Annotated in this window: 6 protein-coding genes and 1 pseudogene; 5 read left to right on the top strand and 2 right to left on the bottom strand. The window is 44.2% G+C overall.

Annotation, left to right across the window (positions count from 1 at the left end; translation table 11 throughout):
* Positions 1–1682: pseudogene (locus tag LAY41_RS03555) on the top strand (hypothetical protein); the annotation flags it as partial.
* 227 nt (positions 1683–1909) lie between these two features.
* Here LAY41_RS03555 and LAY41_RS03550 read toward each other — a convergent pair.
* Together LAY41_RS03550 and LAY41_RS32145 are read right to left on the bottom strand one after the other, a co-directional pair.
* Positions 1910–2539, bottom strand: coding sequence for a Uma2 family endonuclease (locus LAY41_RS03550; RefSeq protein WP_249094167.1), 630 nt, complete (start codon positions 2537–2539; stop codon positions 1910–1912).
* A 96-nt stretch (positions 2540–2635) separates the two neighbouring features.
* A complete protein-coding gene (locus tag LAY41_RS32145) occupies positions 2636–2770 on the bottom strand; it encodes a hypothetical protein (RefSeq protein ID WP_275973898.1) in 135 nt (44 codons plus the stop codon).
* A 114-nt stretch (positions 2771–2884) separates the two neighbouring features.
* Between LAY41_RS32145 and LAY41_RS03545 the strand changes: the two genes are divergently transcribed.
* The 4 genes from LAY41_RS03545 to LAY41_RS03530 all read left to right on the top strand — a co-directional run bounded on the left by LAY41_RS03545 (position 2885) and on the right by LAY41_RS03530 (position 6494).
* Entirely contained in the window at positions 2885–3664 is a 780-nt protein-coding gene (locus tag LAY41_RS03545) for a Uma2 family endonuclease (RefSeq protein WP_249094165.1), read from the top strand.
* Between the two features lie 193 nt (positions 3665–3857).
* Positions 3858–4181, top strand: a complete 324-nt coding sequence (locus LAY41_RS03540) for a hypothetical protein (RefSeq protein ID WP_249094163.1) — start codon at positions 3858–3860, stop codon at positions 4179–4181.
* A 145-nt stretch (positions 4182–4326) separates the two neighbouring features.
* Positions 4327–4872 carry a GIY-YIG nuclease family protein gene (locus LAY41_RS03535; protein ID WP_249094162.1) on the top strand — a complete coding sequence of 182 codons (546 nt, stop codon included), beginning with the start codon at positions 4327–4329 and terminating at the stop codon, positions 4870–4872.
* Positions 4873–4877: 5 nt separating this feature from the next.
* Positions 4878–6494, top strand: a complete 1617-nt coding sequence (locus tag LAY41_RS03530) for a serine/threonine-protein kinase (protein ID WP_249094161.1) — start codon at positions 4878–4880, stop codon at positions 6492–6494.
* Positions 6495–6635: the final 141 nt, after the last annotated feature.

Raw genomic sequence — 6635 nt, 5'->3', positions numbered from 1 at the left:
TGCAAGGTAATCCGATTGGTTCACCTTTTGTGGGGCATGAGGATTCTGTCACTTCTGTTGCCTTTAGTCCAGATGGGGAAATGATTGTCAGTGGTAGTAATGACAAGACATTGCGGTTGTGGAATTTGCAAGGTAATCCGATTGGTTCACCTTTTGTGGGGCATGAGGATTCTGTCACTTCTGTTGCCTTTAGTCCAGATGGGCAACTTATTGCCAGTGGTAGTAAAGACAAGACATTGAGATTATGGGATCTCCAAGGTAATCCCATTCGTTCACCTTTTGTCTGGCATGAGGCTTCTGTCAGGTCTGTCGCCTTTAGCCCAGATGGGGAAATGATTGTTAGTGGTAGTAAAGACAAGACATTGAGATTATGGGATCTCCAAGGTAATCCAATTCGTTCACCTTTTGTGGGGCATGAGGATTTTGTCACTTCTGTCGCCTTTAGCCCAGATGGGGAAATGATTGTCAGTGGCAGTCGTAACAAGACAGTGCGGTTGTGGAATTTGCAAGGTAATCTCATTGGTTTACCTTTTGTGGGGCATGAGGATTCTGTGAATTCTGTCGCCTTTAGTCCCGATGGGCAACTGATTGTCAGTGGCAGTGGTGACAGGAGATTGCGGTTGTGGGATTTACAAGGTAATCTCATTGGTTTACCTTTTGTGGGGCATCAGGATTCTGTCTTTTCTGTCGCCTTTAGTCCAGTTCGCGAAGCGTTCTCCAAAGAATTTGGGCAATTGATTGTCAGTGGCAGTAATGACAGGAGATTGCGGTTATGGGATTTGCAAGGCAATCCCATTGGTTTACCTTTTGTGGGGCATGAGGATCATGTCAGATGTGTCGCTTTTAGTCCCGATGGGCAACTGATTGCCAGTGGCAGTATGGACAAGACCTTGCGGTTGTGGGATTTGCAAGGTAATCCGATTGGTTTACCTTTTGTGGGGCATAAGGGTTCTGTCTTTTCTGTCGCCTTTAGTTCGGATAGGGAAATGATTGTCAGTAGCAGTGGGGACAAAACCGTGCGGCTGTGGGATCTCCAAGGTGAACCAATCGGATTACCTTTTGTGGGGCATGAACGTTCTATCTATTCTGTCGCCTTTAGTCCAGATGGGGAACTGATTGTCAGTGGCAGTAGGGACAAGACTTTGCGATTGTGGGATCTCCAAGGTCATCCCATTAGTTCACCTTTTGTGGGGCATGAGGATTGTGTCTATTCTGTGGCTTTTAGCCCAGATGGGCAACTGATTGTTAGTAGTAGTAGGGACAAGACCGTGCGGTTGTGGAATCTCCAAGGTGATCCCATTGGTTCACCTTTTGTGGGGCATGAGGCTTCTGTCGGGTCTGTCGCCTTTAGTCCAGATGGGCAACTGATTGTCAGTGGGAGTGATGACAAGACCGTCCGGTTGTGGAATTTACAAGGTGATCCCATTGGTTCACCTTTTGTGGGGCATGAGGCTTCTGTCCATTCTGTCGTTTTTAGTCCCGATGGACAAATGATTGTCAGTGGTAGTAGGGACAAGACCTTGCGGTTGTGGCAAGGCGGCGGTTGGCGAGAGTGGTTAGAAGTTTGCTGTAATCGATTACGTTACCATCTCATCTTCAAAAATCCTCAAACGGAAGTAGAAAAAGCCGCCTGCGAAGTCTGCCAAAAATATGTTTGGAGCAAAAACGCTCCAGTTGAGTAAGTTTTCTCTCAATCATCAACCTCAGAATCTCATCAATGAATCTTTGAACCTCGTTAACGAGAAATAATACCTCTCCCGTGAGTCATCACCCGCCGCAGACTTAAGTCTGAGGCTAATAGCGAAAGTCCACTGAAGTGGACTGAAGAGAAGTTTTTAGTCCACTTCAGTGGACTTCAGCTATTAGCCTGGGATTTTAATCCCAGGCGGATGCGGGGACAAATGCTTTTCTACAGGGCGATCGCAAAAATCTGCTGTGGCGATAAACTGAACTGAGGAAAGGTCGGGGAAATAATTGGAGTGTTTTCCGTAAATCGATTCATCTGATATTCTCCGTCCTCCAAATTACAAACAAAAAATGTAGGTTGCTTGGGATTGCCGATGAATTTTTTCGGCCCTAATGCTGCATAATCGACAATCCAATATTCCTCAATTCCCATTTCTTCATAATCTCGAAGTTTATTGTAGTAATCGTCACGCCAATTACTTGAAACAACTTCAACAATTAATTTGACTGAATCAGGATTTTGGATAATCGATTCGCTTTCCCATCGCGGTTCAACTCCCAGAAGTTCTTGGTTCAAAACGATGATATCCGGCTCATAACCCGATCGATCGCGTTTAGGTTTGACAATCGATTCTCTAGGAATAGTCCAAATGCCGCCTTTACTCATCTGCCTAATAACTATCAATAGTTGCTCGATAAGGGAACCTGTTAGATTTGAATGTTTTCCCTTTGGCTTAGGCATTTCGATAATTACTCCGTCATGCAGTTCGTACCGGACTTCTGAGTTTTCGGGATACCAGCTTATAAATTCATCAAAGCTGTATAGTTTAGGTTCAGCTTGGGCTTGAGTCATAGGTGTTTTTTAGATGATTTTGAGCGTTTGTAAAATAATTTATCGCAAATTTGGCCTACACTGCTTCCTGTGATGTTTTAGCTTGTTGAATTGTTTCTAATCCAGATATAATCCAGAAATTGCCAAGTCATTTACCGCCTGTAACACACCATCTTTCTTATCAGTAGAAAGTGCATCTAAAGCGACTGTTGCACGGTGATTAATTTTAATTTGATCCAAAGTATCTTTCATTTAAGTATGCTCCAACAAGCAACTAATAATTCAAAGTGATATATTATATATTAGCATGACTCAGAAAATCTTGCCCTAAATATTAAAATCAGCCACTCCAACCAATAAACGGCTATGGTACAACAACTGACCGCCGAAACTACCCCAGATATCATTTACCCAGATAGCGACGGACAACCAATGGCAGACAACACCAAACAATTTCGCTGGATTGTTGTGATTAAAGAAAATCTCGAAATTTTGTTTGCCAACAACGATGATGTCTTTGTCGCCGGAGATCTTCTTTGGTATCCTGTTCAAGGAAATAATACCATTCGCCTAGCACCTGATGCAATGGTCGTCTTTGGCAGACCAAAAGGTGACAGAGGTTCCTACAGACAATGGTCAGAAGATAACATTCCTCCCCAAGTCGTCTTTGAAATCCTCTCTCCCGGAAATCGCGCTGGAAAAATGTTGCAAAAGGCGATATTCTACCAACGCTATGGCGTTGAAGAATATTACATTTATGACCCAGACGATGTAGAATTAACAGGCTTTATCAGTTATGGCGATTTATTAGAACCAATTGAACAAATGAACGGGTGGGTAAGTCCACGTTTAGGTATTCGATTTGAACTCAAAGAGGATACCCTGGAAATTTATCGCCCTGATGAACAAAAGTTTCTCACTCCTGTTGAATTGGATAGACTCAGAGAACAAGAGCGTCAACGGGCTGAACAGGAACGAGAAAGGGCTGAACAGGAACGAGAAAGGGCTGAACAGGAACGAGAAAGGGCTGAAAATGCTCTAGCCCAACTCGAACAAGAAAAAACCCTGCGAGAACAAGAACAACAGCGCTACCAAGCTTTGATAGACAAACTGCGAGAACAAGGAATTGACCCAGAACGGTTGTAATCGATACAGCCCCATCACCTTCACAATTCTTTATTTTCCCCTCTTCCTCCGCTAGCTGACACAGGTCACACAATCCAATAGGCTGATAAAAGTGGCAATTTTTCCATAACTCAGTTCTACCCACCAACAAAAGTGGGTATTTTTAAGCGAATACATATCAAGCGCACTTTGTCAACAACTAGGTATCAGTCAAATGTCTTTCAAAATCATCGAAAATTTTGATGGCAACTTCACTCTTGAGCCAGAGGCTAAAGAAACTTTATTTGATTTACTAAAAGCTGAAGCCTTTCTTCAGCAAATCGCCGAACAGGTGAAATCGGAGCAGGTTGAGTTCACAGAATTACTATTTCAACCCGTTCCGTACAGCAGCGCCACCCCCAAAGGAATGTCAGCGGAATTCGAGCCATATTACGAATCTTCCGAACACGCTATCATCAACGTTCCGCCTAATTTCATGTTCAAAGCCAAGATTTTCAAACCCAGCCGACTCTGTGCAATTTATCGCAAAATCGGATAATAAAATCGCTGAATTAAAACAATGCTCAACTCCCAATACCGATACAAACCCCGGCTTAAGTCGCCCACAGAAAATTTTTTCCTTATTTGAGCGACCCGGATTTATCGGGTCAACCCAAAATCCAAAATCCAAAATCTAAAATCGAATGACAACTCAAACAGATATTACCTCTCTCGCTAGCTTAGAAGATATTCCCTATCTGGATGAAGCTGGCAAATTACCTGATATGTTGCAGGGAAAAATTGGGGTATACGCAATTTTCGACAGAGAAAAAGTGCTGCAATTTGTCGGCTATTCTCGCGACGTTTATCTCAGCTTGAAACAACACCTTGCCCGTCAGCCACAAAATTGTCACTGGCTGAAAGTCCAAACAATTGAACGCCCAAACAGAACAATCTTAGAAAATACCCTAAATGCTTGGATTGCCGAAAATGACGCCACCCCATCTGGGAACGGCGAAGATAAGCAAAAATGGACAGAATCCATAGATGTCAAACCTTTGATGACAGATGAGGAAAAGGCGAATTATGAGAAGACATCGTGGGATGAAGTGGCGCAAGCAAAAGTGTTAAAAAATGTCGCTCGACGAGTCGAAGCGGAAATTTTAGCACAGGTAAAATCCCGTGGTTGCCAAGAGGAAATTCGCTTTAATCCGAAACTCAAAGACAGCGGTTTACTCGATCTAAAATAGTAGCCATGACCCTAAAGCTTTTGAACAATCGCTATCAACTCGTCCAAGCGCTGGCAACTGGCGGGTTTGGGCAAACTTTTCTGGCGGAAGATACCCACCTGCCTTCTCGCCGTCGCTGCGTGATTAAGCAACTCAAACCAATAGGGAATAATCCCAAGGTTTACCAACTGGTTCAAGAGCGTTTCCAGCGAGAAGCGGCAATCTTGGAAAAACTGGGCAATTCTAATGACCAGATTCCCGATTTATACGCCTATTTTGAAGAAGCGGTACAATTCTATCTGGTTCAAGAATGGATTGAGGGTCAAACTTTAACAGAAAAGATACAAGCAAAAGGTACGCTGAGGGAATCCAGCGTCCAAGATATTCTAGTCAGTATTTTGCCGGTCATCGATTATATTCACAGCCAGGGTATCATCCACCGAGATATCAAACCTGACAATATAATTTTGCGACAACGGGATGGTAAACCCGTTTTAATTGACTTCGGCGCAGTCAAAGAAACGATGACTACGGTGGTAAATGCCCAAGGCAATCCTACTAACTCAATGGTGATTGGCACCCCTGGTTTTATGCCTTCGGAACAGTCAGCAGGTAGACCTATCTACTCTACTGATTTGTACAGCTTAGGGCTAACTGCCATCTATTTGCTGACCGGAAAATTGCCGCAAGAATTAGAAATAAACCCGCAGACAGGTGAGTTTATCTGGCGTCAAAATGTGCCAAATATTAACTCTAACTTAGGGGCGGTTTTAGATAAGGCGATTCAGTCTCATCCACGCGATCGCTATTCTACCGCCCGCCAAATGCTCGACGCCTTACACAGTAACCTTTCTCCCGTTGCTGGCGTTCCACTTTCCCAGCAAGCAACAGTAGCGGTATCCCCAGGCGGCGCATCCACCCAACCAGTTCAAATTGCCAATCCCTCTAACCGTTCCGGCGAGTGGAAAAAAGCAGCGATAATTGCAGGCGGGATCGTTGGCGCTGCGTTTATCATTGGGATTGCGATCGCCAAAGTCCGCCAACCAACCCCACAACAACCCGTAGTACAAAAAAATACTTCGCCCCCTATTCTGAGTTCTCGCACTCCCCTACCATCTCCTGCTTCTCCGCCAACACCCGCCGCTTCTTCTCCCCCTCCCACGGAAGCAACCCCTTCGCGAGAACCAACTCAAGAACCGATCGGGAAAAGCTCATCTGCCAGGATTTTAACCCGTGGAACCGTACCAGCATTTCCTATTGGTACGCCAGAAGACACTGTTAGAAATACATTGGGAAATCCAACCAAAATTACTAAAGGCGTCTGGAAAAATACCCGCGCTGTACTTTATGAAGATTATGTACCGGGTGAAGTTAGCTTAGGTTATTTATTTGACCGAGATACGCAACTTTTGCGCCAAACAGAGGTAGCATTCGATCCCTCGGTAGACTCGGAAAGTATCTTCAAAACTATCAATGAAATGTTAGGCGGTACAGCTTCGCGGGAGATAAAACTACAGTTTGAAAGAGTATATCAAAGGCAATCGAATAGATACTCGTTTCTGACAGGTTCTTTAAAAGGAGTAATTGAGCGAAATAATCGCGATCGCATTTACATAGGCATTTGGGAAGCAGATTTACACTAAATTAGTCATTGGTCAGCGGTCATTAGTTATTGGTAAGTAGATAATTTACAGCGGCTTGCAGCCGAGTGAGGTACGTTACCATTTCGTGAGTTGGGGCGGGCTTCGCCCCTACAATTTGTCTGTACCTCACCCATTCGCAAG

Origin of the sequence: Argonema galeatum A003/A1, assembly GCF_023333595.1 — a bacterium.
Classification (GTDB): domain Bacteria; phylum Cyanobacteriota; class Cyanobacteriia; order Cyanobacteriales; family Aerosakkonemataceae; genus Argonema; species Argonema galeatum.
The sequence above is the reverse complement of the archived record's forward strand: the minus strand, read 5'-3'. Positions and strand labels throughout refer to the sequence as shown.